20 protein-coding genes and 1 pseudogene are annotated in these 22,584 nt (G+C 73.3%); 13 read left to right on the plus strand and 8 right to left on the minus strand.

The window, feature by feature from the left end:
* Positions 1–222 precede the first annotated feature (222 nt).
* Positions 223–966, minus strand: a complete 744-nt coding sequence (locus OHQ87_RS29335; RefSeq protein ID WP_442930619.1) for a helix-turn-helix domain-containing protein — start codon at positions 964–966, stop codon at positions 223–225.
* Between the two features lie 278 nt (positions 967–1,244).
* On the opposite strand from OHQ87_RS29335, the gene OHQ87_RS29340 reads away from it, so the two are divergent.
* Entirely contained in the window at positions 1,245–1,703 is a 459-nt protein-coding gene (locus OHQ87_RS29340) for a hypothetical protein (RefSeq protein WP_328343135.1), read from the plus strand.
* A gap of 114 nt (positions 1,704–1,817) precedes the next feature.
* Here OHQ87_RS29340 and OHQ87_RS29345 read toward each other — a convergent pair whose 3' ends face one another.
* The gene (locus OHQ87_RS29345) at positions 1,818–2,291 is read right to left on the minus strand and encodes a hypothetical protein (protein ID WP_328343137.1); all 474 of its coding nucleotides are present in this window, start codon (positions 2,289–2,291) and stop codon (positions 1,818–1,820) included.
* A gap of 277 nt (positions 2,292–2,568) precedes the next feature.
* Here OHQ87_RS29345 and OHQ87_RS29350 point away from each other — a divergent pair, with 277 nt between their 5' ends.
* Positions 2,569–2,937 (plus strand): hypothetical protein, encoded by a 369-nt coding sequence (locus OHQ87_RS29350; RefSeq protein WP_328343139.1) that lies wholly within the window; start codon positions 2,569–2,571, stop codon positions 2,935–2,937.
* Positions 2,938–2,980: 43 nt separating this feature from the next.
* Here OHQ87_RS29350 and OHQ87_RS29355 read toward each other — a convergent pair whose 3' ends face one another.
* Positions 2,981–5,125 (minus strand): S9 family peptidase, encoded by a 2,145-nt coding sequence (locus tag OHQ87_RS29355; protein WP_328343140.1) that lies wholly within the window; start codon positions 5,123–5,125, stop codon positions 2,981–2,983.
* Positions 5,126–5,211: 86 nt separating this feature from the next.
* Here OHQ87_RS29355 and mshB point away from each other — a divergent pair, with 86 nt between their 5' ends.
* The 3 genes from mshB to OHQ87_RS29370 all read left to right on the plus strand — a co-directional run bounded on the left by mshB (position 5,212) and on the right by OHQ87_RS29370 (position 7,142).
* Positions 5,212–6,135 (plus strand): N-acetyl-1-D-myo-inositol-2-amino-2-deoxy-alpha-D-glucopyranoside deacetylase, encoded by a 924-nt coding sequence (gene mshB / locus OHQ87_RS29360; RefSeq protein ID WP_328343141.1) that lies wholly within the window; start codon positions 5,212–5,214, stop codon positions 6,133–6,135.
* 17 nt (positions 6,136–6,152) lie between these two features.
* Positions 6,153–6,596 carry a hypothetical protein gene (locus OHQ87_RS29365; RefSeq protein ID WP_328349044.1) on the plus strand — a complete coding sequence of 148 codons (444 nt, stop codon included), beginning with the start codon at positions 6,153–6,155 and terminating at the stop codon, positions 6,594–6,596.
* Between the two features lie 81 nt (positions 6,597–6,677).
* Entirely contained in the window at positions 6,678–7,142 is a 465-nt protein-coding gene (locus OHQ87_RS29370; RefSeq protein WP_328343142.1) for a hypothetical protein, read from the plus strand.
* Positions 7,143–7,149: 7 nt separating this feature from the next.
* Here OHQ87_RS29370 and OHQ87_RS29375 read toward each other — a convergent pair whose 3' ends face one another.
* The gene (locus tag OHQ87_RS29375) at positions 7,150–8,166 is read right to left on the minus strand and encodes a GNAT family N-acetyltransferase (RefSeq protein WP_328343143.1); all 1,017 of its coding nucleotides are present in this window, start codon (positions 8,164–8,166) and stop codon (positions 7,150–7,152) included.
* 79 nt (positions 8,167–8,245) lie between these two features.
* Between OHQ87_RS29375 and fdxA the strand changes: the two genes are divergently transcribed.
* The 5 genes from fdxA to OHQ87_RS29400 all read left to right on the plus strand — a co-directional run bounded on the left by fdxA (position 8,246) and on the right by OHQ87_RS29400 (position 12,094).
* Positions 8,246–8,572, plus strand: a complete 327-nt coding sequence (gene fdxA / locus OHQ87_RS29380; RefSeq protein WP_328343144.1) for a ferredoxin — start codon at positions 8,246–8,248, stop codon at positions 8,570–8,572.
* An 80-nt stretch (positions 8,573–8,652) separates the two neighbouring features.
* Positions 8,653–9,738 carry a succinyldiaminopimelate transaminase gene (dapC, locus tag OHQ87_RS29385; protein ID WP_442930620.1) on the plus strand — a complete coding sequence of 362 codons (1,086 nt, stop codon included), beginning with the start codon at positions 8,653–8,655 and terminating at the stop codon, positions 9,736–9,738.
* A 12-nt stretch (positions 9,739–9,750) separates the two neighbouring features.
* Entirely contained in the window at positions 9,751–10,767 is a 1,017-nt protein-coding gene (locus OHQ87_RS29390; RefSeq protein ID WP_328343146.1) for a prephenate dehydrogenase, read from the plus strand.
* A gap of 47 nt (positions 10,768–10,814) precedes the next feature.
* The gene (locus tag OHQ87_RS29395; RefSeq protein WP_328343147.1) at positions 10,815–11,453 is read left to right on the plus strand and encodes an SIMPL domain-containing protein; all 639 of its coding nucleotides are present in this window, start codon (positions 10,815–10,817) and stop codon (positions 11,451–11,453) included.
* Positions 11,453–12,094, plus strand: a complete 642-nt coding sequence (locus tag OHQ87_RS29400; RefSeq protein WP_328343149.1) for a nucleoside/nucleotide kinase family protein — start codon at positions 11,453–11,455, stop codon at positions 12,092–12,094. The genes OHQ87_RS29395 and OHQ87_RS29400 overlap by 1 nt, the downstream gene beginning before the upstream one ends.
* Here OHQ87_RS29400 and OHQ87_RS29405 read toward each other — a convergent pair.
* Together OHQ87_RS29405 and OHQ87_RS29410 are read right to left on the minus strand one after the other, a co-directional pair.
* Positions 12,077–14,641: a hypothetical protein gene (locus OHQ87_RS29405; protein ID WP_328343151.1), complete on the minus strand. Its 2,565-nt coding sequence runs from the start codon at positions 14,639–14,641 to the stop codon at positions 12,077–12,079. The genes OHQ87_RS29400 and OHQ87_RS29405 overlap by 18 nt on opposite strands.
* Positions 14,642–14,733: 92 nt before the next feature.
* Entirely contained in the window at positions 14,734–15,291 is a 558-nt protein-coding gene (locus OHQ87_RS29410; RefSeq protein WP_328343152.1) for a sugar O-acetyltransferase, read from the minus strand.
* A gap of 168 nt (positions 15,292–15,459) precedes the next feature.
* Here OHQ87_RS29410 and OHQ87_RS29415 point away from each other — a divergent pair, with 168 nt between their 5' ends.
* Positions 15,460–18,822, plus strand: a complete 3,363-nt coding sequence (locus OHQ87_RS29415) for a S8 family serine peptidase (protein ID WP_328343154.1) — start codon at positions 15,460–15,462, stop codon at positions 18,820–18,822.
* Positions 18,823–18,874: 52 nt separating this feature from the next.
* On the opposite strand, the gene dapD is transcribed toward OHQ87_RS29415, so the two are convergent.
* Positions 18,875–19,831 carry a 2,3,4,5-tetrahydropyridine-2,6-dicarboxylate N-succinyltransferase gene (dapD, locus tag OHQ87_RS29420; RefSeq protein WP_328343156.1) on the minus strand — a complete coding sequence of 319 codons (957 nt, stop codon included), beginning with the start codon at positions 19,829–19,831 and terminating at the stop codon, positions 18,875–18,877.
* 82 nt (positions 19,832–19,913) lie between these two features.
* Between dapD and dapE the strand changes: the two genes are divergently transcribed.
* Positions 19,914–20,987: a succinyl-diaminopimelate desuccinylase gene (gene dapE, locus OHQ87_RS29425; protein WP_328343158.1), complete on the plus strand. Its 1,074-nt coding sequence runs from the start codon at positions 19,914–19,916 to the stop codon at positions 20,985–20,987.
* Positions 20,988–21,392: 405 nt separating this feature from the next.
* Here the strand turns inward: dapE and OHQ87_RS29430 are convergent, their stop codons facing one another.
* Positions 21,393–21,560 (minus strand): hypothetical protein, encoded by a 168-nt coding sequence (locus OHQ87_RS29430; RefSeq protein WP_328343160.1) that lies wholly within the window; start codon positions 21,558–21,560, stop codon positions 21,393–21,395.
* A 155-nt stretch (positions 21,561–21,715) separates the two neighbouring features.
* Between OHQ87_RS29430 and OHQ87_RS29435 the strand changes: the two are divergent.
* Positions 21,716–22,537 (plus strand): annotated as a pseudogene (locus OHQ87_RS29435) (TIGR00730 family Rossman fold protein); the annotation flags it as partial.
* Positions 22,538–22,584: the final 47 nt, after the last annotated feature.

Consider the following 22,584-nt stretch of genomic DNA (forward strand, 5'->3'; position numbering starts at 1 on the left):
CGGCTCTCGTGGGCGCGCTGCGTCCGCCACCCGACCCGGGTGATCAAGGAGTTTGCGTCAGATTCCGGGCTGCAGGATGACGCAAACTTCTTGATCACCTCCGCGTGCCCCCGTGATCACCCACTCGCCGTCAGCCTCGGACTGCCCTGCGCACCCTGATCGGTGAGTAGTGGGATCTCGAACGGAGGCACACGGGTTCGAGAGACTCACGGCGTCGAGAGACTACTCGGGCGGGGTGTTATAGCGATCGAGCGTCGCCTTGGACGTCGAAGCGTCCTGGAAGGTCAGCTCCCAGGGGCCGGTGTTGACGTCCATGTCCTTGCCGAACCCGACCCACTTCCCCGCCATCCGTCGACCGGTCGGCTCCACCAGCAGTTGGATCGCACCGTGGTAGCGGGCTCCCCGGTAGTGGCCGGCGGGGTCGGTCTGCTCCACCCAGGTGCCGGTGACGACGGCACCGTCCACGCTGAGATCCAGCGACAGCGACGATGCCGCCGAGCCGGGCAGGCTGCGCACGGTCAACCGGTCACCGTGCTGGAGCACGACCACGAAGTGCTGCCCGGCGAAGGACTCGCCCCGGCTGCTGGAGTGGTATTGATAGCGGCTCAGCCACACCCCCTCGTGGGACCCGTGCACAGCGGCTGATCTGGGCGTCGGGGTGGCCAGGTCGCCCATGGGCGAGGCGAGGCCGTTGCCGCCGTGGGGATCATCCACCGCGCCGCCGTCCGACATCGCGGCGAAACCGAGCAGTGTGATGGGCAGGCCGGTGACGACCTCCAACGCGCGGGCGTAGAAAGGCCGAGGGGCGGCGATCACCCCGGCCTCCCAGCGTTGGACGAGTCGCTTGTTGGCGTCATTGGGCTCGCCGACGCGGTGGCCGGCGGCTTGGAGCGCACGGGCGAAGTCGTCCTGGCTCATCCGCATCCTGGTCCGGACCGTACGCAGCGTGATGTTGGGGACAGCCATGCCGGTCACCGTACCGTTATGTCGCCCTAATGTCGTCCCCTAAGTAACCCTATTGTCACTCCTTATGCCGCCGCGCGTGGCGACACTCCAGCGTCAATCTATGAAGCACGCGTCGGCTGAGAACTTGCCGCCGCGATGTTGATGGGGGTGACGATGAAGCGTCGTGGCGACGGGTCGACGACGGGCCGGGGCGAGCAGATCGACGCCGCCGAGCGGGAGGCGGCGCGGCACCTGACGGTGGTACGCCGCATGAGTGGTCGCTGTGTGGGTCGCTGCTGGTGCAGGCCGCATTGATCGCGGCGCGGGCCGGAGACGACCGGACGGCCGATGACCTGTTGGACGAGGCCGCCGAGATGGCCGCCCGGGTGGGCGACGGTCACGACCACCACCGGACGGGGTTCGGGCCGGCGGCCGTCGAGGTGGGGCGGGTCACCGCCGCCGTGGAGTTGGGCGACGGCCCGCAGGCGGTCGCCCGGCACGAGGAGGTGATCGGCTGGGAGGGGTGGCGCTGGCTGCCGGTCGAGCACCGGGCCGCGCACCTGGTCGACGCGGCACACGCGTACCTGCTGACCGGAGATCCGGTCAGCGCGGCCCGGGTGCTGATCCGCACCGACAGCATCGCGCCCGCCGAGGTCCGGCACCGCCCGGCGGTACGGGAGGTGGTGGCCCAGCTTGCTCACGCTCCGTACGCCCCGACGACGATCACCCCGCTCGCCGTCAGCCTCGGGCTGCTCTGACGATGACCGTCCCTGCCCGGCGGATGAAAGACCGCCCGACCGAGTGACCCGGCGATCATTGCGGCCCGCCAGCTGCACGAGGCGCTTCTCGGCAGGCCGGGCAGGAGCCGACGGTCAGTCGACCCGCAGGGCCAGCAGGGCGCTCTTCAGCTCCTGTTCGACGTACTGGCGGGAATCCTGGTCGGCGACCATGAGTCGGTAGCTGTCCTGTCGGGCCGGCACCCCCGACACCGAGAACCGGAACTGGCAGCTGCCGTCGGCGAGCGCACGGGCGTCGGTCAACCGCCCGCCGGCGAATCCGAGGCCGGCGAAGATGACCACGTGGGCACCCTCTTTGACGTCGGCGTGGCCGCCTGTCCCGGCGCAGCCCCCATGACCGTCGGCGACGAAGGACCGCCTGTCGCCGAGCAGCACCGTGCCGGAGGACACGAACGTCTCCCTCGGCAGCCGGTTCGCCGCAACCGGGGTGCGGGCCCTGGTGCTGTTGCCCACGAACATGCCCCCTGCAAGCAGCAGCCCCGCAGCAGCACCGGCCCACATCCACCCGGGACGACGCCGCGCGGTCCGCTCCGCGTACAAGGGCTGCATGTCGTCTCCAGGGCGCGGGGCGGGCGGGATCACCGAAAGTGTGATCGAAACCGTCCTCTCCCGCAGCCCCGTCCGACCTTCAGTCGCTTCGTCCGCCACCCGACCCCGGTGATCAAGAAGTTTGCGTCAGATTCCGGGCTGCAGGATGACGCAAACTTCTTGATCACCGGGGCGGGGCGGGGGCGGGGCGGGGGCGGGGGAGAGGCGGGGCGGGGGCGGGGCGGGGGAGAGGCGCACATCGATTGCCGTTGGATGGGCGGTCGGGAGAGTGCAGGGCATGGACCCCGCGTCGCGTGCCAACCGGATCGCCTGGGAGCAGGCGCACCAGGAGCGGGTCTGGGCGAACGGGGAGATGTTGACCGAGGCGGCTGCCGGGGTCACGCTCGTCGCCAGCGAACACGCGCTGCTCCGGGACATCCTGGCGGCCCGGCCCCTGGTGGTGCACCCGCAGAGCGGCAACGGTCAGGACGACGTCGCACTGGTCGATGCCGGTGCCCGGACGGTGATCGGCGTCGACAGTGCCGGCCTTGAGGTCCGGCAGCTCGAAGAGTACGCGGAGCCGTTCTGGCGGATGGGCGACGTCGACGCGGCGGCCTTCCGTGGTCGCCTGCCGAACGCGTTCGCCCTGCCGCCCACCGGGCGGTGACCCGCCCCGACCACAGACCGGCCCGGCCCGCCCAGACCACGGCTCAGCCCAGGTGGGTACGGAGGAAGTCGAGTTCCAGGCGGAGCAGGCGTTCGGACAGCCCACCGGCCGCCATGTGGGTGGCCCCGGTCAACGGCAACACCGCGTGCGGTCGGCCGGTCGACAGCAGCGCCGCCGACAACCGCAGGGTGTGCGCGGCCACCACGTTGTCGTCGACCATCCCGTGCATCAGCAGCAGCGGTCGGGCCGGCTCGCCGGGGTAGAGCGGCTCCGCCGCCAGCTCCACCAGCGAGTGGTGCCCGTACACGTCGAGGCCGTCGTCGGGCAGGCCAAGGTAACGCTCGCTGTACGCGGTGTCGTACAGCGCCCAGTCGGTGACCGGGGCGCCGGCGATGCCGCACCGGAACAGCTCCGGGTGCCGCAGCACCGCCAGCCCGGCCAGCCAGCCGCCGAACGACCAACCCCGGATCGCCACCCGGTCCAGGTCCAGGTCGGGATGCTTGCCGGCGAGCGCGGTCAGCGCGTCCACCTGGTCGGTCAGGATCACGTCGGCCACCCGCCGGTGGATCGCCTTCTCGAACGACGGCGCGACGCCCGGCGTACCCCGGTTGTCGATGGTGACCACGGCGAACCCGGAGTCGGCCCACCACTGCCGTTCCAGCCAGGCCGACCGGGCGGCCACCACCTCCTGGTGGCCGGGGCCACCGTAGACGTCCAGCAGCACCGGCAGCCGGGTGCCCTTGACGTGCTCGGTCGGGTACAGCACCGCCGACGGTAACCGCCTGTCGGTCACCCGGACCAGCATCGGCCGGGGGGCGGACGACGGGGTGGCCGCCAGCGACCGCAGTCGGGCCACCTCCCGGTCACCGCGCCACACCGACCAGCTCGTCCCCGCGTCGTCCAGCGAGGCGGTGCCGACCACCAGGGTGTCTCCGCCGACCGCCGCCGTGTGCCAGCCCGGGGCGCTGCTCATCCGGCGGGTGTCCACCCCGCCGCCGATCACGGTACGGACCCGGTAGAGGTGCCGCTGGCTCGGTTCGCCCTCGCTCGCCTCCACCAGCAGGTCGGCCGGGCCGGGACCGGTGGGCAGCCGGCCCACCACCCGCCGTACGTACAGCGAGGGCGGGGTGAGCAGGGTGCCGTCGGCGAACAGGCAACGGGCGTCGTACCCGTCGTGGGCAAGCTCGCCGCCGACCAGCACCCGGCCGTCGGGCAGGTGTGCCGGGGTGCCCGGGATCGGCTCCACCCAGCGCGGGTCGGCCAGCTCGGCGTGCACCTGGGTCTCCCCGGTACGCGGGTCCACCGCCAGCACCAGGCCGTGCTGCTGCGACCGGCGCAGCACCGTGATCAGCGGGTTGCCGTCGGCCCAGTCGACCGACGCCAGGTACGGGTAGGTCTCCCGGTCCCAGTGCGCGTCCACCCAGCCGTCGTCCAGGTCGAGCAGGTGCAGGCTGACCTCCGCGTTCGGGCCACCCGCCCGGGGGTACGCGACGGTGGTCGGCGGGGTCGCCGGCTCGGCCGGGTCGTGCAGGTGCCAGCGGGGCAGCCGGGACTCGTCGACCCGGGCGGCGAGCACCATCCGCCCGTCCGGAGCCCACCAGTAACCCCGGAACCTGTGGAACTCCTCCGCCGCGACGTGCTCGGCGAGACCCCAGGTCACCCCGCCGTCCTCGCCGGCCAGCAGGCTGTCGGTGCCGTCCGGGTCGACCACCCGCAGCTCGCCCCGGCGTACCCCGTCGGCGGTGTCGGTCACGTACGCCACCCGTTGCCCGGTGGGGTCGGGGCGCGGGTCGATCACCGGGCCGACGGTGGCCACCTCGATCACGTCGCCGTGCACCAGATCGGCCCGGAACAGTCGGCCGGCCAGCGCGAACACGGCCACCCGGCCCGCACCGTCCAGGGCGTACGAGCCGATGCCCGCGGCGCTGAGCCGGCGGCGCTCGCGCAGCGCCCGCTCGCCCGGGGCCAGCGCCACCGGGTCGGCGTCCCCGCCGAGCAGCACGGCCGGGTCGGCGATCAGCCGTTCCTCGCCGGAGGCGGCCTCCAGCGCCCAGAGCGCGTCGGCCGGGTCCTCCGGCCCGCCCGAGCGGAGGAAGACCGCCCGGGAACCGTCGTCGGCCACGGAAACGGCGCGCGGTGCCCCGTGGCTGAACCGACGGGTACGGGCGGCCAGCTCGGGAAAGTCCACAACCCGGATCGTAGAGCGGTGTCGGGCGTGATGTGGCCGACCTGCCTGGACGCGTACGCCTCGATGCCGCCGGACCGCCGGTTAGAGTGACCGTCGTGACGACGCTGCCCGACCGACGCCTGCTGCTGGTCCACGCGCATCCCGACGACGAGTCCATCGGCACCGGGTCGACGATGGCGCACTACGCCGCCGAGGGTGCCCACGTCACGTTGGTGACCTGCACCCTCGGCGAGGAGGGTGAGATCCACGTGCCGGAGCTGGCGCAGCTCGCCGCCGCCGAGGCCGACCAGCTCGGCGGCTTCCGGATCGGCGAACTGACCGCCGCCTGTGCCGCGCTCGGCGTCACCGACCACCGCTTCCTCGGCGGCGCGGGCCGCTACCGGGACTCGGGCATGATGGGGATGGCCACCAACGAGCACCCCCGGGCGTTCTGGCGGGCCGACCTCGACGAGGCCGCCGGTCAGCTGCTGGACGTCATCCGCGAGGTCCGTCCGCAGGTACTCGTCACGTACGACCCGGACGGCTTCTACGGGCACCCGGACCACATCCAGGCGCACCGGGTGGCGATGCGGGCGCACGAGCTGGCCGGCGCGGAGGGCATCGCCCCGGCCAAGGTCTACTGGACGGCGCTGCCGCGCAGCGTCCTGGAGGCCGGTATGAGCCACTTCACCGAGCTGTCGGACAACCCCTTCGCCGGCATCGACAGCCCCGACGACCTCCCCTTCGGCACTCCGGACGACCAGATCGCCGCCCGGATCGACGCCACCGACCAGCATGCCGCCAAGGAGGCGGCGATGCGGGCGCACGCCAGCCAGATCCCGGCCAACTCCTGGCTGTACGCGATCGCCGGCAACTTCGGCGCCGAGTTCATGGGCGTGGAGTACTTCACCCTGGCGGTGGGGGAGCAGGGGCCGGCCGGCGGCCCCAACGGCTGGGAGAACGACCTCTTCGCCGGCATCGACACCACCGCACCGACCCGGGCCGCCGCGGCGACGGCCGGACTCCGGTGACCCTGCCCGCCACGCCGATGCCGGTCGTCGAGGAGGAGACCGCCGCCGTCCCGCCGCCACCAGGCCGGACGGTACGGCTGCTCGACGTCGTGCTGCGCGTGGTCGGCGGGCTGGTGGCCGTGGCCGGTGGGGTGCTCACCGCCCTGATCGGCCTGCTGCTGTCCACCGTCCGGGTCGGCGGGCAGTTGATCGGGGTGTCGGTGGCGGTCACCATCCTGGGCGCGATCGCGGTGAGCTGGTTCGCGTACGCAACGGTCGGCCGGAAGTGGGCGGTGGCGTTGCCGGCGCTGCCGTGGTTCGTGCTGATGGCGGTGGCGGCGGTCCGTACCGCCGAGGGTGACCTGCTGGTCGCCGGGGACAACTGGGTCGGCTTGGCGATGATCACCAGCGGGGCGATGACCTTCGCGGTGATGGCGTTCCGGCAGATGCTCAGCCCGCAGCCGCGCCGGCACGACGGGTGATGACGACACACAGCCGGCGGTGGTAGATATTCCTGCCAGGAGACCCGCCGACGCGGCGGGCGGTACGGCGGGAGGCGTGTGATGAGAGATCGGTGGCGGGCGGTCGGCGTACTCGCGGCGGCCCTGTTCGCGGTGAACGTGCTGGCCAGGGTGATCATCAAGCTCGGCTTCGACGGCAACGACACCGCCGCCGACCGGGTCTCGCTGGGCATGTTCGTCGTGGTCGGGCTGGTCCTGGCCGGGGTGGTCTCCGCCTGGGGCCGGGTCGTCCCGGCCGCGCGGTGGGGCACCGACGTGACCGCCGCGGTGGTCGTGGCGCTGCTGCTGACCGTGCTCGTCGGGCCGCTGCTGGTCGGCAACAACCCGTTCGGCGGAGGCGCCGGGCTCTTCTTCGCCCAGATCTGGCTCTATCTCGCCGCCGCCGCGGCCGGTGTGGCGCTCGGCTACCTGGTGCTCATCGCGCTCGGCCGCGACCACCGCTCCCAGCAGCTCCAGCGGTACGCGGAGCGCAACGCGACCAAGCCCCGCCGGGTGGTCCGTCGCTGACCACCGGTCAGGTGGGAGGGGCGACGCGGGTCAGGTAGGTGTGGTGGGTGGTGAAGCCGAGCTTGCGGTAGAGCGCCACCGCCTCGGTGTTGCGCTGCTCCACCTGGAGGAAGGCGAGCGTCGCGCCCTCGGCCGCGCCCCAGTCGGCCAGCGCCCGGATCACCCGGGCGGCCAGCCCCTGCCGGCGTGCCTGCGGGGCCACCTCGATCAGGCTGAGCCCCAGCCAGCGGCCCTGCCCGGTGACCGTGCCCCGACCCGTCGCCACCAGGACGCCGTCGGCGTACACCTGGGCGAAGCGGACCCGGTCCACGGCGGTGAGGATGTGTCGGGCGGAGGCCGGCAGGCCGCCCTTGCGGCCGGCGGCGACCGCAAGCCACTCCTCGGGCGGCGCGGCGGCGAGGACGACCGGCGGCGCGGTGGCGAGGGTGGCCGGCGGCGCGTCGGCGTGGACGACCGGCGGGTCGTCGGCCGGGCTGACGGCGGGGGCGGGCGGTCGCAGGGTGGCCAGCGGGACGGTCTGGACCAGGGTCAATGGCCGGGCGGACCACCCCCGGGCGTCCAGTTCGGCGCCGACCGGCACGGCGAGCGGCAGCGGCGTGTTGACCATCGCGGGCTGACCGTGCGCGGCGTACCAGCGTTCGATCGCGTCCACGGCGGCCGGCAGGGGCCGGTCCGGGTCGCCGACCGGTAGCGCCGAGTTGGCCCGGCCGGTCCAGCCGTCGGCGGAGCGCAGCAGCCAGTCGCCGAGCCGCCCGCGTACCGGGGCGGGCCAGGCCTCGTCCGCGGCGAGTTCCAGCTCCACCACGGCGGTGGCGGTGGGTCGCCGGGTGGGCGGCACCCGCTTGGCCCGGTGCACCTCGGCCACCGGCACCCGGAGCCGGCCCTGGGCGGTGGCGATGGTGAGATGGGTCTCGTTCAGCTCGACGAGCTCGCCGAGGGCGTCCGAGAAGAGGGGCCGGCCCTCACGAATCCCCACAATGCGGCGAACCACGATCCGGTGTCCCACATCCTGCTGTCGGAGCACGATCGACCTCCTCCCCGGCGAGATACTAGGCTCTTAGCGTCGCGGGTGATCGCGGCGAGTCTTGCGGAGGAGAAGACCGGTGACCTACATCATCGCCGAGCCGTGCGTGGATGTGCTCGACAAGGCATGCATCGAGGAATGCCCGGTCGACTGCATCTACGAGGGCAATCGGATGCTCTACATCCACCCCGACGAGTGCGTCGACTGTGGTGCCTGTGAGCCGGTCTGCCCGGTCGAGGCGATCTTCTACGAGGACGACGTCCCGGAGCAGTGGAAGGACTACACCGGGGCCAACTACGAGTTCTTCGAGGACCTGGGCTCCCCGGGTGGCGCGTCGAAGATCGGCAAGGTGGAGAAGGACGCCACGTTCGTCGTCGGCCAGCCGCCGCGCGGCGAGGGCAGCTGAACCGGCCCGCCGCCGTGGCACCGGGGTCGCCGGCCGGGCCTGCGCCGGTCCCGGCCCGGCCCGTTGCGGTGTCGGCCCGGTTGCCCGAGTTCACCTGGGACGCCCTGGACGCCGCGGCCACGCTGGCCGCGGCGCACCCGGACGGCCTGATCAACCTCTCCATGGGTACGCCTGTCGACCCGGTGCCCCCGGTGATCCGGCAGGCACTGGCTGACGCGTCCGACGCGCCGGGATATCCGCTGACCGCGGGTACCCCGGCGTTGCGGGAGGCCATCGCCGGTTGGGTCGCCCGCGCCTGCGGTGCCGGCGTCGACGGGCTCGGGGTGCTGCCGACGATCGGTTCCAAGGAACTGGTCGCCTGGCTGCCCACCCTGCTCGGGATCGGCCCCGGCGACGTGGTCGTGGCGCCGTCGGTCGCCTATCCGACATATGAGGACGGGGCCCGGCTGGCCGGTGCCACGGTCGTCCGCGCCGACTCGCTGACCGCGGTCGGCCCCACCTCCCGGGTACGCCTGGTCTGGGTCAACTCGCCCGGGAACCCGACCGGTCGGGTGCTGCCCGCCACCCACCTGCGCAAGGTGGTCGACTGGGCCCGGGAGCGCGGCGCCGTGGTGGCCAGCGACGAGTGCTACCTGCCGCTGGGCTGGACGGCCGACGCCGCGCCGGTGTCGGTGCTCGCGCCGGAGGTCTGCGGCGGGTCGTACGACTCGGTGTTGGCGGTGCACTCGCTGTCCAAGCGGTCCAACCTGGCCGGCTACCGGGCCGGGTTCGTCGCCGGCGACCCGGCGCTGGTGGCCGAGCTGCTGAAGATCCGCAAGCACGCCGGCATGATCGTCCCGGCCCCGGTGCAGGCGGCGATGGTGGCCGCGCTCGGCGACCAGGCGCACGCCGACGAGCAGCGGGAACGCTACCGGGCCCGGCGGGGGGCGCTGCTCGCCGCGTTCACCGGCGCGGGGTTCACGGTCGAGCACTCCGAGGCGGGCCTCTACCTCTGGCTCACCCGCGACGAGGACTGCTGGGACACCGTCGACTGGTTGGCCCGGCGGGGCATCCTGGTGGCCGCCGGGGCCTTCTACGGTCCGGCCGGGCAGCGACACGTCCGGGTGGCGCTGACCGGTTCCGACGCGCACGTCGGGGCGGTCGCGCAGCGGCTCGCCCAGCCGTAGGGGGCGGGTCGGGTGGGTGACGACGTCGGCCGGCCCCGGATCGCCGTGGTGGGCACCGGCCTGATCGGCGGTTCGATCCTGCTGCGGCTGCACGAGGCCGGCACGCGGGTGGTCGGTTGGGACCCGGACCCGGCGACCCGGGCCGAGGGCCGCCGTCGGGGTCTGACCTTCCCCGACGAGTTGGCCGACGCGGTGCGGGACCGGGACGTGGTCTTCCTCGGTGGACCGCTGACCAGCCTGCCGGCGACCCTGCTCACCGTGGCGGGGCTGACCGACGACAGGTGTGTCGTCACCGACGTGGGCAGCACCAAGGCTGCCGTCGCCGAGTTCGCCGGGGCGCACGGGTTGACCGGCCGGTTCGTCCCCGGGCACCCGATGGCCGGCACCGAGCGGGCCGGTCTCACCGCCGCGCTGGCCGGGCTCTTCGTCGACGCCGCCTGGGTGCTCTGCCCGAGCGTCGACGGGTTGGGCCCGTTCCGGTCACTGGTCGGGCTCGTCGTCGACGTCTTCCACGCGCACGTCGTACCGATGTCGCCGGGGGTGCACGACTCGGTCGTCGCGCTCTCCTCGCACGTACCGCACCTGTTGGCCGGCAGTCTGGCCGGGGCCGCCGCCGACTCGGTGGTGCGTGACGCGGTGGTCAGGCTCGCGGCGGGCAGCTTCCGCGACGGGACCCGGGTCGCGACGACCCCGGCGCGGCGCACCGCCGACATGCTGCTGGCCAACCGGGAGCAGGTGCTCCGGCAGTTGGCCGAGGTGCGGGCCGCGCTCGACGGGCTGGCCGAGGCGGTCCGCGCCGACGACCTGCCCACGCTGGTGGCCCGGTACGAGCGGGCCCGGACGGTACGCCTGGCCGGGCCGGACCGCGCGCGACCCGTCCGCCGGAAGTTCGACCTCGACGGCGACCCCGCCGAGGAGTTGGCGTTCGTCCGGTCGGTCGGCGAGGCCGGTGGGCATCTCACCGGCTGCACGGTGGCGGGGGGGACGGTGACGTACACCGGGCTGCGGCCCGCCGACGCCCCGGCCTGACCGCGCGGAAACCGGCGGTGCGCCGGCTGCGCCGTTAGGGTGGGTGCGTGGCGGACGGACCGGTGGTGGCGGTACGCGGTGAGGCGTACCGGGAGGTGGCTCCCGAGCTGGCCCGCTTCGAGGTGACCGCGACGGCCCGGGAACGCGACCGCCAGGCCGCCCTGACCCGGCTCGCCGAGCGGGCCGCCGCCGTCCGGGTGCTGCTCGACGAGCACGAGCCGGCGGTGGACCGGCGGGAGGCCGGGGAGCTGCGGGTACGTCCCGAGACGAACCGGTCCGGTGAGCGGGTCGTCGGCTATCTGGGCAGCGTCTCGACCACCGTCACCGTCACCGACTTCGGCTCCCTCGCCGAGTTGATGCTGCGGCTGGCCGAGCTGGACCACGTCGAGGTGGCCGGCCCCTGGTGGTCGCTGCGCCCGGACAGCCCGGTCCACCGGGAGGCCCGGCACGCGGCGATCACCGACGCGTTGCGCCGGGCCCGGGAGTACGCCGAGGCGCTCGGTGCCCGGGTGACCGCCCTGCTGGAGCTGGCCGACACCGACGAGGGGTTCGGCGGGGGCGGGGCGATGTACGCCCGGCAGGCCCGGCAGGGCGGTCCGCCGGAGCTGGAGCTCGACCCCCGCCCGCAGTCGGTGCACGCGGTGGTGCGGGCCCGGTTCACCATCAGCGAGCCGGTCCTGACCTGATGCCCGGGGCCCGTGCGTTCTCCCTCGACGACCTGGTGGCCCGGGCCCGGTCGCTTGCCGACGCCGGCCCCCGCCAGCTGCTGGGCATCGCCGGGGCACCCGGCGCGGGCAAGTCCACCCTGGCCGAACGGCTCGTCGCGGCGGTCGGCCCGACCGCCCGGCTGGTGCCGATGGACGGCTTCCACCTCGCCCAGGCGGAGCTGGTCCGGCTGGGCCGGGCCGACCGCAAGGGCGCGGTGGACACCTTCGACGCCAACGGTTACGTCTCGTTGCTGCGTCGGTTGCGCCGGTTGGAGCCGACCGCCGTGTACGCGCCGGTGTTCCGCCGCGATCTGGAGGAGCCGGTGGCCGGGGCGGTGGAGGTGCCGCCCTCGGTCCGGCTGGTGGTGACCGAGGGCAACTATCTGCTGCTCGACGAGCCACCCTGGGACGAGGTGCGCTCGCTGTTGCACGAGGCGTGGTTCCTCGACCTGGACGCCGAGCTGCGGTTGCGCCGGTTGGTGGCGCGGCACCTGGCGTACGGGCGGTCCCCGGAGACGGCGACGGCCTGGGCGTACGGCAGCGACGAGGTGAACACCGCGGTGGTGGTGGGCACCGCCGGCCGGGCCGATCTGGTGATCCGGTCAACCGACCCGGGGTGACGGGACGGTACGCCGCAGGAGCCGGGCCACCAGGGCACGTTCCCGGTGGAACTCCAGCGCCTCCGGGTAGCCGCTGTGGTTGCGGATCGGCGGGTCGGCGACCTCGCCCCCGCTGGGGTGCAGCGCCTCCGGGTCGGTCACCGGCACGTTCCGTTCCCCGGCGTCGACCTGCCAGCCGAGCGGGTCGGTCCCGCGCCAGAAATTGGTCCACGCGACGTAGCCGGAGGGCCAGGTCAGGCTGTCGGCGAGCACCCGGAGCCGGTCCGGTCCGAAATAGGCGGGGAAGACCCGTCCGTAGAGCCGGGTGAGCTGGCAGCCGTACGACAGGAACCAGATCCGTCGGCGCCACCGGGCGGGCAGCTGGAGCAGCATCGCCGCGCAGATCACCGTGCCCTGGCTGTGCCCGGAGAGGATCACCCCGTCCACCCGGCGCGGGTCGTGCTCGGTCAGCGCCAGTATCCCGGCGACCCGGGTCTGCAACTCGGGGACGGCCCGTTCCGCATAGCTCGGCGGGGCGAGCGGATGCGCGGCGCGGGGCCAGAAGGTGCCGACGTCCCAGAGCACCCCGACGCTGCGCCGGACGGTGTCGTTGCGGTAGACGAGCATGCCCAGGCCGGCGACCACCAGGGGGAGCCAGCCCAGCATGGTGTCGCCGAGGTTGGCGGCGGTGTGCACCAGGCCCGCCCAGCCCGACGCCCCCGCCGGTGCAGGCCGGGTCCGGGTGAGCGTGGCCACGCAGGAGAGGGCCACCAGCACCGCCGCGACTGTGGCGTAGCAGCCGATCAGCCGTACCGCGTGCTCGCCGACCAGCCGGTGCAGCGCGCGGTACGTGCCGACGTCCCGGCAGCGCCGCAGGTCGTGCGCGGAGACGGCCTGTCCGCCGCTGGTGAGCTGGGCGTACTCGACGCGGCGCAGCCGCTGGAAGAGCACCCCGGCGCGGATCAGCGTGCCGATCAGGGCGGCCGTGGCGACGGTGAAGGCCAGCCCGGCCCAGATCGCCGGCAGCGGCGGCACGACAGGCGAGAAGCCGCTGGGTGAGGCCGGGCCGTTGAGCCGGTCGGTGACCCAGTAGTGCAGGCCGGCGCAGTAGGCGATGGCCATCATCCAGCCGAAGCCGGCGATCACCGCGGCCCCCCGGCCGCCCCAGGCCACGGCGGCGTGCGCGCCGAGCGGCTGCTGGTCGGCAGCGCTGTCGGTGCGGGGCAGCAGCAGCCCGATCGCGGCGACCGCGATGGCCGGCGCGGTGAGCATCCAGATCCGCAGCCCGTCGGGGGTGGCGGGGAGGCCGGGCAGCCGGCCGTCGAGCCAGGCCATCCCGAGGGGGAGCAGCACGCCGGCCGCGGCGGGGGCGAGCAGGGCGCGTCGTCCCGACCGGGCGACCGTGCCGATGGCGATCAGCAGCAGCACCTGGTAGGTGGCGAACCAGGCGATGGTGCCGTCGTACCCGGGCAGGGAGTGGTCGGTGAGGCAACCGGCGAGGCCCGGGTCCCCTGTGCAGCCAGCCGGCGGGCGGAACTGTGCCAGCGGGGTGCCGGCGGGGCCGTCCGGCAACAGCAGGAGGGCGAAGGCGCCGGCCAGCGCGAGGCCGGTGAGCACCCCGACGGCGAGACTCCACCGACCGAGCGGGGTGGCCCCACTGCGGCGGGTCAGCCAGGGGCGGCCCACCGCCACGACCGCGATCGCCACGACCGCGACCTGGGCGACGACGGTCGGGGTGGCGACCAGGGCCCGGACACCCCGGGGCGGGTCCATCACCAGCACCGCGCCGACGGGCACCGCGGCGGCGAGCACCGCGCCGACGCACAGGTGCAGGACGGCGGCGCGGCGTAGCTGGCCCTCCCCGCACCAGAAGGTGGGGTCCTGCAACGGGTTGGCCAGGGGTTTCACCTCCCCGTCGTCCGCTGCCGGCGGGTGCGGGCGGGGTTCGGCGGGCATCTCGGCCTCGTACTGGTAGGTGCGCCAGGCGACGATGCCGAGCACCAGCAGCATGGCCAGCGGCAGCAGCAGGCCGACGGCGAGCGCGTGGGCGTCGGCGTGCCACCAGCCCCGGCCGAGGAACTCCCACGGGCCAGGCAGTTGCCGCAGGCACTCCTGGTCGACGCACTGCCAGGCGATCAGGTCGACCCCGATGCCGGTGGTGGCGAGCACCAGGGTGCCGGTGAGGCTGAGGCAGAACAGCCGGATCAACCAGGCGGTGATGCCGGAGCGGCTGCCCCAGCGTTCGGTGTCCGGATCGGACGGGATGCCGGGCCGGGCGTACAGGGCGACGTTGGCCAGGGTGAACGGCAGCAGCAACGTCCACAGGGCCCGTTCGACGTCCCGCCTGGTCCGCGCCCCCGAGGTCAACTGCCCCCAGCTGTACGCCTCGACGACGAGGGGGTCGTCGGGGGCGGACGTGCTGGCGCGGTAGAAGCCGGTGACGTCACCGCCGGAGACGAGCCGGGGCTGCGGGCCGGCACCGGTCGGGTCGGTGGGCAGTCCGAGGATCTGGTCGGGTGGGGTGTTGGACACGCCGTGCACCCGAAGTTCGAGTACCCGTTCGGCCATCGGTGCTCCCTGGTGACGTCGTCACTACCCAGAGTGCATCGGAATTCACGATTCGCCCACCGATCCGGCAAAGGTTTTCGCAGCTCAGGCTGTCATTCCAGGGTACGTATCACCCGTGCGGGGTTACCCACGGCAACCACGTTGGGTGGTAGGTCGCGGGTGACCACCGCGCCGGCGCCGACCACCGTGTTCTCCCCGACGGTCACCCCGGCGAGAACGATCACCCCGCCGCCGAGCCAGACGTTGTCGCCGATGGTGATCGGTTGGGCGGCCTCCCACCGGGCCCGGCGTGGTCCCGGCTCGACCGGGTGGGTGGCGGTGAGCAGCTGCACGTTCGGTCCGATCTGGACGTCCGCGCCGATGGTGATCCGCGCGACGTCGAGCAGGACGGCGTTGAAGTTCACGAAGCTGCGTGCGCCGAGGTGGGTCTGCCAGCCGTAGTCGCAGTACAGCGGTGGGCGTACCCAGGCGTCCTCGCCGACGGTGCCGAGCAGCTCGCGCAGGGCGGCGAGCCGGCCCTCGGGGTCGTCGGCGGAGCTGCGGTTGAAGCGTTCGGTGAGCCGCGCGGCGCGGTCCAGGTCGGCGATGATCTCAGGTTCGTTCGCGATGTACGGCTCGCCGGCGAGCATGCGTTCCCTCATGGACGTCACCAGGTGATCGTGGCTGATCGACCGGCCGGACGCCGGTAACCGAGGGGCCGTGTCTCGGCAATGTGGCCGGAAGGTCATCATCCGGACTTCTTTTTACATACTGAGTATGTAATTCTGAGGCGTCGATATGACTCCCGTCATGGAAGACGCCCCAGAAGGAGGGATCCGTTGCACGGAACCAGAAGAACCGCGGCCGGTGGGCTGGTGCTCGCCCTGGCCCTCGGTCTACCGGCGACGAGTGCGGGCGCCGCGCCCGCAGCTCAGGCCACGCCCCGACCCGCCGCGCCGGCCGTGGGCTCCATCACGGTCACCCTGATCACCGGGGACCAGGTCACCGTCACCCGCACCGGCGGCGCCGCCGTGCGCCCCGGCGCCGGCCGCAAGCACCAGCAGTTCGTGGTGAGCCGCGAACGCGGTCACCTCTCCGTGGTGCCCCGGGACGCGCTGCCGCTGCTCCGCTCGGGGCAGGTCGACAGGCGACTGTTCGACGTCACCGCGCTGATCGACGCCCGCTACGACGACGCCCACCGCGACAGCCTGCCGCTGCTGGTGTCGTACCGCTCGGGGCAGGCCCGGCGCGGTGCGGCCGGACTGCCCGGCACCCGGGTGACCCGCGACCTGCCGGCCATCCGGGGCGCTGCCCTGACCGCGGGCAAGTCCTCGGCCGGCGCGGTCTGGTCGACGCTCACCGGCGGGGCCGGCGGTGCCGACAGGGCCGGCGGGGCCGGCGGTGCCCGGCTCGACGCGGCAGGGGGCGTCGAGCGGATCTGGTTGGACGGCCGCCGCGCGGTCTCGCTCGACCACAGCGTGCCCCAGATCGGCGCACCCACCGCCTGGGCGGCCGGCTACACCGGCAAGGGGGTGACCGTCGCGGTGCTGGACACCGGCATCGACGCCACCCACCCGGACCTGGCCGGCAAGGTGACCGAGGCACGCAACTTCAGCGACACGCCGGACCAGAAGGACACCGTCGGCCACGGCACCCACGTCGCGTCCACCATCGCCGGCACCGGTGCCGCCTCCGGTGGCAAGTACAAGGGTGTCGCGCCGGACGCGAAGCTGCTCGACGGCAAGGTCTGCGAGGACTTCGGCTGCGCCGAGTCGTCGATCCTGGCCGGCATGCAGTGGGCCACCGTCGACAAGAAGGCCACCGTGGTCAACCTGAGCCTCGGCGGCCGGGACACCCCGGAGCTCGACCCGCTGGAAGAGGCCGTCCAGACGCTCACCGCCCAGACCGGCAGCCTCTTCGTCATCGCCGCCGGCAACGACGGCTCGGACGGCTCGGTCGGCTCACCGGGCACCGCCGACGCCGCGCTCACCGTCGGCGCGGTCGACCGGGACGACGAGCTGGCCGAGTTCTCCAGCCGGGGCCCCCGGGTCGGCGACGACGCGCTCAAGCCCGACATCACCGCCCCGGGCGTCGACATCGTGGCCGCCCGCTCCGCCAACGGCCAGATCGGCGATCCGGTGGGGACGCAGTACGTCGCGCTCTCCGGCACCTCGATGGCCACCCCGCACGTCGCCGGCTCGGTGGCGCTGCTCGCCCAACAGCACCCGGGCTGGAAGGCCGGGCAGCTCAAGGCGACCCTGATGGCCGCCGCCAAGCCGCACCCCACGCAGACCGCCTACGAGCAGGGCGCCGGCCGGGTGGACCTGACCCGGGCGATCACCGAGCAGGTCACCACCGACCCGGTAAGCGTCTCGTTCGGTCGGGCCCTCTGGCCGCACGGTGACGACGCCCCGATCACCCGGACCGTCGCCTGGCAGAACGGCGGCTCCGCCCCGGTCACCCTCGACCTCACCCTTGAGGTGAAGGGCCCGGGCGGGAAAGCCGCGCCGGCCGGCATGTTCGCCCTCGGCGTCAACCGGATCACCGTCCCGGCGGGCGGCCGGGCCGAGACCACCGTCACCGCGGACACCCGGCTCGGGGTCGACGGCTACTGGACCGGCCGGGTGGTGGCCCGCTCGGGCAGCACCGTGGCGGTCACCCCGCTGGCGGTGCACCGGGAGGTGGAGAGCTACACCGTCACGCTCACCCACCTCGACCGGAACGGCAAGCCCGCCGCCGACTACGCGACCACCCTGGTCGGCCTCGCCGACTTCGACGTGCGGGACGTCTTCGGCGCCGACGGTGTCGCCGAGGTCCGGATCCCCAAGGGCCGGTACGGGCTGAGCAGCGTCCTGTTCGAGGAGGCGCCGGAGGGCGAGTCCAGCGGGCTGGCCCTGCTCAGCCAGCCGGAGTTGGTGGTCGACGGCGACACGGCGCTCACCATCGACGCGCGTCGGACCGGGCCGGTCCGGATGACCGTCCCGCAGGCCGACGCGAAGGTCGTCCTGGTCGATGTCGCCGCCAACTTCTTCACCGACGACGGCGGTAGCTACAGCTTCGGCGTGGGCTCCGACACCTTCGGCGGGGTGCGCACCGGGCAGCTTGGCGGCACGGTGACGGACAAGCGGTTCATCTCCTCCTTCAGCAGCCAGTGGGCCGACCTCGACGTCGCGCACAGCCCCTACCTGTACGCGCTGAGCGAGGTCGTACCGGGCAGGCTGCCCACCGGGTTCACCCGCGACTACCGACCGCGTGACCTGGCCACCGTGGTGCACAAGTTCCACGACGCGTACCCGGAGCTCGAGGCCGAGCGGTTGGTCTTCCCGGACAACGGTTACAACACCGGCGGCTGGGCGGTGAACGTCCCCACCACCGTGCCCGGCCAGCGCACCGAGTACTACAACACCAAGGGCATGCGCTGGGACTCCGAACTGGACTTCGGCACCCGGACCGAGGAAGGCTGGCTGGACCTCAAGGCGCTCCTCCTGGGCCGGTCCGCCGCCTACCAGGCCGGTCGGAAGGTCACCGAGACCTGGGGGTCCGCGCCCCTCGGGCCGACCCTGCCCACCCCGCGCTGGCCGGAGGAGGACGTCACCCGGATCGGGGACACCATCTGGGTGAGCGTGCCGCTGCACAGCGACGCGGCCGGACACATCGGGGTGTCGCTGAACGACAGCTCCCGTACCGCGCTGTGGCGCAACGGCAAGCTGGTGGCGGAGAACGACGAGTCGGGGTACGGCGAGTTCACCGTGCCGAAGGAGGCCGGCGACTACAAGCTGACCGCCGGGGCCAAGCGGAGCCTGACCGACCTCAGCACCGAGGTCGAGGCGAGCTGGACCTTCCGGTCCGGGCACGTGGCGGGTGACACGCCCAAGCGGCTGCCGCTGTCGGAGATCCGGTTCACCCCGCGGTTGAGCGCCGACAACACCGCACCGGCCGGGCGGGTCTTCGCCGTTCCGGTCCAGGTGCGGCGGCAGGCGGGTGCCGGCACCGCCAAGGTGGCCAAGCTGAGCGTCGACGTCTCGTACGACGGCGGGAAGACCTGGCGACGGGCGACCGTGGTGAAGGTGCCGGGCCAGGGCACCGTGGCGCTGGTCAACCACCCGGCCGGTGCCGGGTACGTGTCCCTGCGGGCGACCGCCCGGGACACCGACGGCAACACCGCGAGCACCCGGATCATCCAGGCGTACCGCCTGGAGTGAACCGAGGTCCGGGCCCACGACGGTCTCGTCGCGGGCCCGGACCGCTCGGTCGTCAGTCGTTGGCGTGCAGGGCGGCGTTCAGCTCGATGCCCCGACCGGTGCGCGGCTTCGCCTCCAGCGCCCCGGTGACCGAGTTGCGCCAGAACAGCAGCCCGTCGACGCCGGACAGTTCGCGGGCCTTGACCACCCGGCCGTCCGGCAGGGTGATCTTCGAGGCGGCGGTGAGATAGCAGCCGGCCTCCACCACGCAGTCGTCGCCCAGCGAGATGCCGACCCCGGCGTTCGCGCCGACCAGACTCCGCTCGCCGATCCGGACCCGGTCGGTGCCGCCGCCGGAGAGGGTGCCCATGATCGACGCGCCGCCGCCGATGTCGGAGCCGTCGCCGACCACCACGCCCTGCACGATCCGGCCTTCGACCATCGAGGTGCCCAGCGTGCCGGCGTTGAAGTTGACGAAGCCCTCGTGCATCACGGTGGTGCCGCTGGCCAGGTGGGCGCCGAGCCGGACCCGGTCCGCGTCGGCGATCCGCACCCCGCCAGGCACCACGTAGTCGGTCATCCGGGGGAACTTGTCCACCCCGTACACGGCCAGGTGGCGGCCGGCGGCCCGCTCGATCACCCGCAACTCGTCCACCCGCTCCGGCGGGCACGGCCCGGCCGACGTCCAGGCGACGTTCGCCAGTTGGGCGAAGATGCCGTCGAGGTTCAGCTCGTTGGGCCGCACCAGGCGGTGGGAGAGCAGGTGCAGCCGCAGGTACGCGTCGGCGGCGTCCTTGATCGGCTCGTCCAGCGCGCCGATCACGGTGACCACCTGCACCGTACGCAGGCCGGGCAGGGCCCGCTCGCCGATCGCGCCGGGCGGCAGGTCGAGCACGTCGGCCTGGTCCTCGCCGGGGACCAGCGGCAACTCGCCCAGCCCCAGCTTGCCGGTCGGGTACCAGGTGTCGAGCACCTGCTCGGCGGCGGTCACGGTGGCCAGGCCGATACCCCAGGCGGATTGGGACGTCACTGTTCTACCCTCTCGTTCGCGGCTGCGGGCCCGCGCGGGCTCACCCCTCGCGCCCACCGTTCAGGACGGTACCGTGCGAACCATGGAGAACCCGCTTACCCCCGAGGTCCTGGCCGATCCGGTGGCGCTGACCCGTGCCCTGGTCGACATCGAATCCGTCTCCCTCGACGAGAAGGCCATCGCCGACTGCGTCGAGGAGGTCCTGCGCCGGGTGCCGCACCTGAGCACCTTCCGGCACGGCAACACGGTGATGGCGCGGACGGACCTCGGCCGGGCCTCCCGGGTGGTGCTCGCCGGGCACCTGGACACGGTGCCGCTCAACGACAACTTCCCGTCGACAATGCGCGGCGACCTGATGTACGGCTGCGGCACCTCCGACATGAAGTCCGGGGTGGCGTTCGCGCTGCACCTGGCGGTGACCCTGCCCGACCCCCGGTACGACGTGACGTACTTCTTCTACGAGGCCGAGGAGATCGAGTCCCGGTACAACGGGCTCACCCTGGTCTCCCAGGCCCACCCGGAATGGCTCCAGGCCGACTTCGCGGTGCTGCTGGAACCGACGTACGGCATCGTCGAGGCCGGTTGCCAGGGCACCATGCGGGCGGTCGTCACCACCCACGGCGAGCGGGCCCATGCGGCCCGGTCCTGGCGCGGGGTCAACGCCATCCACGGCGCGGGGGAGGTGCTGCGCCGGCTCTCGACCTACCAGGCCCGGCGGGTCACCATCGACGGTTGCGACTACCGCGAGGGCCTGAACGCGGTACGGATCCACGGCGGGGTGGCCGGCAACGTCGTACCCGACCGCTGCGAGATCGAGATCAACTACCGGTACGCGCCCGATCGTGACCCGGCGGCGGCCGAGGCGCACCTGCGGGAGGTGCTCGACGGCTTCGAGCTGACGGTCACCGACGCGGCCGCTGGCGCGCCTCCCGGACTCGACTCGCCGGCGGCCCAGGAGTTCCTGGCGGCGGTGGGTGCGGCCCCGATCGGCAAGCTGGGCTGGACCGACGTGGCCCGGTTCGCGGCGATGGGCATCCCGGCGCTGAACTTCGGCCCGGGCGACCCCAACCTGGCCCACCACAAGGACGAACACGTCGAACTCACCAAGATCCGCGACGGCGCCGCCACCCTCCACCGCTGGCTCACCCCCGCCTGACCCCCCACCCCCGCCCCCACCCCCCACCCCGCCACACCCCGCCCCGCCTCGGTCCGGCTCGCCCTCGGTCCGGCTCGCCCTCGGTCCGGCTCGCCCTCGGTCCGGCTCGCCCTCGGTCCGGCTCGCCCTCGGTCCGGCTCGCCCCGGTGATCAAGAGGTTTGCGTCACGGGGAGCGCTTTCCCGGCTCGCAAACCTCTTGATCACCAGCCGAAAACCTCTTGATCACCGGGGCGGGGGAGGAGTGCGGGTGGGGTGTGGGCGCTGGGAGGGGTGGGGTTGCATGGTGGGGCCCCGGGGTCGGGGACCGCCGGGGCCTTGGTGGGGCTGGGTGGTGAGGCTCGCGGTGGGCGGTGGGCGGTGGGCGGTGGGCGGCGGTGGGTGGTGGGTGGCGGTGGGTGGTGGTGTCAGGCGGGGGTGAGGTGGGGGGTGTCGGGGGCGACCGGCTCGACGGGTGGGGCGGCGGGCTCTGCCGGCACCTCGAGTTGTCGGGCGCGGCGGCGCTCGGCCACCACCTCGTTGATCCGTCGCTGCATCTGCCGGCGGATCCGCATCCGCTCGTTGTTGCTGATCACGCTTGCTCCTCCCCCGAAGGCGCGCGCCGAGCCATACCCGGTATGTGAATAGTAAGACGTACGGGCGACAGAATTAGTTGCCCATGATCGCGAACTTTTTCTTCGGCTCGCCGGCCGTCACCGCCCTGACGTGCGCCTCCACTACGGTGACTGGCATGAGTCAGAGCAACGGGCGGCAGCCGGGCCGCGATCCGGAGCGGCACCGGGGGGCGGTCACGCTGCGCCGCGGTGCGATCCCCACCAGCACCGCTGACCAGCGATTGTTGGACTCCCGGGGGCGCAGCGACTGGAAGACCAAGGACGCCTGGCGGGCACTTCGGATCCTCTCCGAGTTCGTCGAGGGCTTCGACACGCTGGCCGACCTGCCGCCCGCGGTGAGCGTCTTCGGCTCCGCCCGTAGCAAACCCGACAGCCCGGAGTGCCGGCTGGCCGAGGAGTTGGGTGCGGCCCTCGCCCGGGCCGGTTACGCGGTGATCACCGGTGGTGGTCCCGGGGTGATGGAGGCGGCCAACCGGGGTGCCAGCGACGCCGGTGGACTCTCCGTCGGGCTGGGCATCGAACTCCCCTTCGAGCAGGGGCTCAACGACTGGGTCGACCTGGCCATCGACTTCCGCTACTTCTTCGCCCGCAAGACCATGTTCGTCAAGTACGCCCAGGCGTTCGTCGTACTGCCGGGCGGCTTCGGCACCATGGACGAGCTGTTCGAGGCGCTCACCCTGGTGCAGACCGGCAAGGTGACCCGCTTCCCGGTGGTGCTGATGGGCACGGCGTACTGGCGTGGACTGCTCGACTGGTTGCGCGACAGCATGGCCGCCGAGGGCAAGATCGGCCCGGTGGACCTGGAGCTGATCTGCCTCACCGACGACGTCGACGCGGCGGTGCGGCACATCGTCGCGGCCGAGGCGGCGCTCGCCGCCGACCAGGAGGCGGTCCGCGAGGAGGCGGTCGCCCGGACCGCAGCCGACCAGCAGGCCGCCCGCCGCGCCGCCGACACCGCCGCGCCGTCCGGCGGCACCGCGTCCGG

Origin of the sequence: Micromonospora sp. NBC_00421 (assembly GCF_036017915.1) — a bacterium.
In the GTDB taxonomy this organism is placed as follows: domain Bacteria; phylum Actinomycetota; class Actinomycetes; order Mycobacteriales; family Micromonosporaceae; genus Micromonospora.

What these genes read in the sequence shown, in the direction of transcription:
- OHQ87_RS29345 (WP_328343137.1), bottom strand. Translation starts at nt 2,291, where the DNA reads ATGCAGCCCTTGTACGCGGAGCGGACCGCGCGGCGTCGTCCCGGGTGG.
- OHQ87_RS29350 (WP_328343139.1), top strand. Translation starts at nt 2,569, where the DNA reads ATGGACCCCGCGTCGCGTGCCAACCGGATCGCCTGGGAGCAGGCGCAC.
- OHQ87_RS29335 (WP_442930619.1), bottom strand. Translation starts at nt 966, where the DNA reads ATGGCTGTCCCCAACATCACGCTGCGTACGGTCCGGACCAGGATGCGG.
- OHQ87_RS29405 (WP_328343151.1), bottom strand. Translation starts at nt 14,641, where the DNA reads ATGGCCGAACGGGTACTCGAACTTCGGGTGCACGGCGTGTCCAACACC.
- OHQ87_RS29365 (WP_328349044.1), top strand. Translation starts at nt 6,153, where the DNA reads ATGCCGGTCGTCGAGGAGGAGACCGCCGCCGTCCCGCCGCCACCAGGC.
- dapE (WP_328343158.1), top strand. Translation starts at nt 19,914, where the DNA reads ATGGAGAACCCGCTTACCCCCGAGGTCCTGGCCGATCCGGTGGCGCTG.
- OHQ87_RS29370 (WP_328343142.1), top strand. Translation starts at nt 6,678, where the DNA reads ATGAGAGATCGGTGGCGGGCGGTCGGCGTACTCGCGGCGGCCCTGTTC.
- OHQ87_RS29400 (WP_328343149.1), top strand. Translation starts at nt 11,453, where the DNA reads ATGCCCGGGGCCCGTGCGTTCTCCCTCGACGACCTGGTGGCCCGGGCC.